The sequence below is a fragment of the Aestuariivirga sp. genome (assembly GCF_037139295.1).
GTDB lineage: Bacteria > Pseudomonadota > Alphaproteobacteria > Rhizobiales > Aestuariivirgaceae > Aestuariivirga.
Map to the genome: position 1 here is coordinate 1 of NZ_JBAXGR010000200.1, position 3486 is coordinate 3486.

General features: G+C 61.9%; 4 protein-coding genes. All 4 read right to left on the reverse strand.

Annotated elements, in window-relative coordinates:
* Nucleotides 1-219 precede the first annotated feature (219 nt).
* The 4 genes from WCJ41_RS20720 to WCJ41_RS20735 are packed head-to-tail and all read right to left on the reverse strand — an operon-like array spanning nucleotide 220 to nucleotide 3081.
* A complete protein-coding gene (locus WCJ41_RS20720; protein ID WP_336907734.1) occupies nucleotides 220-747 on the reverse strand; it encodes a hypothetical protein in 528 nt (175 codons plus the stop codon).
* Entirely contained in the window at nucleotides 747-1484 is a 738-nt protein-coding gene (locus WCJ41_RS20725; protein ID WP_336907735.1) for a hypothetical protein, read from the reverse strand. The genes WCJ41_RS20720 and WCJ41_RS20725 overlap by 1 nt, the downstream gene beginning before the upstream one ends.
* Nucleotides 1472-2335, reverse strand: coding sequence for a terminase family protein (locus tag WCJ41_RS20730; protein ID WP_336907736.1), 864 nt, complete (start codon nucleotides 2333-2335; stop codon nucleotides 1472-1474). Before WCJ41_RS20730 ends, WCJ41_RS20725 begins: the two co-directional genes overlap by 13 nt.
* Nucleotides 2332-3081 (reverse strand): hypothetical protein, encoded by a 750-nt coding sequence (locus WCJ41_RS20735; protein WP_336907737.1) that lies wholly within the window; start codon nucleotides 3079-3081, stop codon nucleotides 2332-2334. The genes WCJ41_RS20730 and WCJ41_RS20735 overlap by 4 nt, the downstream gene beginning before the upstream one ends.
* Nucleotides 3082-3486: the final 405 nt, after the last annotated feature.

Consider the following 3486-nt stretch of genomic DNA (forward strand, 5'->3'; position numbering starts at 1 on the left):
GAATGCCATACAAGCACTCGTCTTTCCCTCGGTTGTCGTTATGTAATGACCATTCTATAATCAGTCTCATTAACTTATTGATTTTCTTTCGAGGTTTTCAACTGAGGCATGTACATTGAAGGCCTGCTTGTTAGGTATTAGTCGGTGAAAGCGCTACTTAGCGCCTCGCAGTCTTCTTCACGGGCTTCTTCGCTGCCGTTTTCATTGTCTCTCTCCTCATTAGCCGCCGGAATTGGCGGGTTCTCTTTGTTTCAGGATTTGCGCGGCGGCCAGTGCTGCGAGGCTGGCTGAGAGCACGAGGTCATCGTGTGACTTGCCGGCGGCCTCCATGCGGCCATCCGTCTTGAAGATGAAACTCGCCATCTCCTGCATGAGCTCACCCCGCCCAGGCGTCCCTGGCGCCATGGTCAAGCCGGTGACCCGCAGGAGCTGCACCAGGCCCGCCTTGCCCGCCACGCAGGTGCCGTCAGCCTTCATCGTGAAATTCGACCCGCCGCTTATCACCACCGGCATGACCGGCAGGCCGCGCGGCAGCAGCTCAATGACCCCGTCGCCAACGCCGCTGCGGTCCAGGGCAATCATCTCGACCGCGCGGATCATCGGCATGATGCTCCGGATCTGCGAGGTGTAGGAATCTTGCCGGAGCCGGTAGGCACCCGTGATCGCGCGCCTCTCGGCATCCACAACCACAAGCGCAGAGAAGTCAGCACGGCGCCCGATGTCCAGTCCCGCCACGAACAGTGCCATCACGCGACCCCGCTCGCCCGGGACAATGTCCTGGACTGCCCGGGCTTCAATTCCGCCGGGGGCGGGTTGTTGTGCAGAGCCCACACCGCCAGCATCAACGCCGCACCTATGGCCTCGGCGGGCGTCGCCAGGAGCACCTCCTCGCCAGCCCGGGGCGTGTTCCGAATGTCCGTAGCACTAGCAAGCGCGCTCTTCAGCGACGCGATCGGCAGCGTATCCTTCGCCTCAACGTACCGAGTGAACTGAACAGCGGTCAGCCTGCTATCTAGCGCCACGGGCACCCCACGAGCGGAGGTGAGATACGCAGGGCCTCGAACCTCTACGACCTCATGAAATAAGCCTGCGAGCCTGTCGGCCCCGATCTTGGTAACAGAGCCCTGCCAGGTGTCCACCAAAGCGCCCGCGACGACCCGCGCGTCACGCACGTAATCCCACGCATCCGCGTGGCGCGATCTGGCCGCGTCAGCCGCACCCGGCGATGCCGTGCTCTCAACGACCAGCAGGCGGTAGAGGTCGTCCTCCTTCGTCTGCATCGCGAGACCCGCCACGACATCGAGCCCAATTATAACCGGGCCAGGCAACTGCAGAACACGCGTCGGGAGCAATGCAACGGGCGTGGAGAGCCAGTCCTTTCCTTCGGGCTCGGCCCAATAGGCCTTCGCCTCGAGGGCCAGTTGCGGGCGACCGCGCGAGCCCGTGACAAAACTATGAATGACCCCTCGCTTCAGTCGAGCCATGCCGGTAGCCTCCTCGTGAGTGGAATCGATGGCGTGACGACTTCGACGTCAGGGTCCACGTCGACGGTTTCGCCGAACATCGCCGCCAAAGCCGACGCGTCGAAAACACTGGCCCCTGTCGTGATGAAGGCGCACTCGAACTCTTGGCTGAAGATGGCGTCTCCGAGGCGGCGGCGCTCTTCCTCGAGGAAGGACGCGCTAATGCGCGGGCAGCTGCTGGCGCTTATGGTCACCTTTTCGAAGTCGGTCTCTTCCTGCCAAATTCTGTAAAATTCGCCCTGTGGGCCTGACGGGGTGCTGAGCAATAAGAGCCGCGCCTCGGGTGCTGCAGCGAGCATTGGCGATGCTGCCGCCCACAATTCATTTTTCACGAAAGCCGCCTCGTCACAGATAAGTGCCGATCCGCCAGCGTGCCGGAGCGACAAGCCGCGGATCATGCTGGGACGATCACCGGGGAGGCAGATCGCGCCGCCGCCCCCGGCGGTCGCAATTTCTGTCGCTGTTTCACGGGTGAGCGTGATGCCTCCGCTCACAAGGTGCTCGCGCATGCGGCGGAACAGGTTTCCGGACTGGCGCAGTGATGGGGCCACCACGATCGCGAAGCCGCCCTGCGCGGCAACTGCCGCCGCCAGAAGGCTCACGACCTGCGTCTTCCCAACCTGGCGTGCGCAGTTCAGAATAGCGCGTCTTGCCTCGCTCTTCAGCACGTCTCGCTGCCACGGATCGAGCGACATGCGTGCGGCCTGCTGGGTCCACGCGACGCGGTCGGTGATGATGGCCGCCGGCTTGGTCTTTGCACCAAGCTGGGCCTTCAGCCGCGCGACCTCTTTTCTGAGCGGATGCGCGGTCACATCAGCAACTCGCCGCGCATCGTTTGGGCTTCAACCTTCTGCCGAAGGTTCTCAATCTCCTGCGCGAGGATCGTGTTTTCGATGGCGCGCGCCTTCTTCTCCAAGAGACCGCAAATTGTAGATGCCTCCTCGAGCGTCATGACCCCCCTCGCCGCTTCCTCGAGGAAGTGGGCATAGGCCGCATCGACTTCCTGCGGGGTATTGATCGGCGGTACCGTGAAGGTAATCACCGAGCCCTTCCGGACAGGCCACAGGCGGTCGCAAAGGATCTTCAGGCTCGCCCCATCGCCTTTCTTGGCACCCTCCAGCAGGAGGTCAAAAATATCGTTGGCGGCCTCGGCGGCCTTCCTGTCAAGTTCCCGGCGCGCCGCCTTAGTGGCGATCAGGTTCAGATCGACGGGTCTCTTTGCCGGCCACTTACGCTGCTCCTGCGGCGTAATCACCTCGACAGGTGCCTGGGTGGAAAGTTCCGGCTTCTCATGCTGGATCTGCTGGATCTGCTGAACCTGCTGCACCTGTGGCGCGTTCGCGTCGACGACCTTCCGAGGACGTCCGCGCGGGCGCTTCGGGGGCGGGTTCGGGTCGACGGGGTGCTTCCGTGGCCGGCCGCCCGGCCGCTTCGGCCGAACCATCCAGGCAAACGGCTCTGAAGGCAGCATCAATTGGCCGAGCTTCGGCGGCTCGATGAGATCGAGCTCCGTTACCGGCTCCTGCTCGTGCGTAGTTGTCCCGTTCTCGTCAGACATTCTGGCGGCTCTCCTTGACGTCGGGCCGCTTCCACGTCCTTGGGCGCGGCCCATAATAAACTGCGATTATCGACATATGCTCCGCTCTGCGAAGCATAGCGCGGAATGAGCGGAACCGTAAATATGAAGCGGCGCTTTTGGTGTAAAAAATTATTGTACTAATCAGCACTGATTAGTACGCTAGTGGACGGATGGTGGCGGGCCTTTTCCGCTTGCGGCAACCTGGAGCGGCCTTGCGCTCGCCCCAGTATCAATCACTCGGGGTACTCTTCCATGAGCTCCTGCAGCCCCTCGTTGACCAGTCGGTCCTCGTTGGCCTCGTCCTTGTGTAAGCGCCGTCTACACCTCAAAGGATATCCCTCTTTCGCCGTTACTGCTGAGGAGAGAGTCTCGTTCTGATTCATC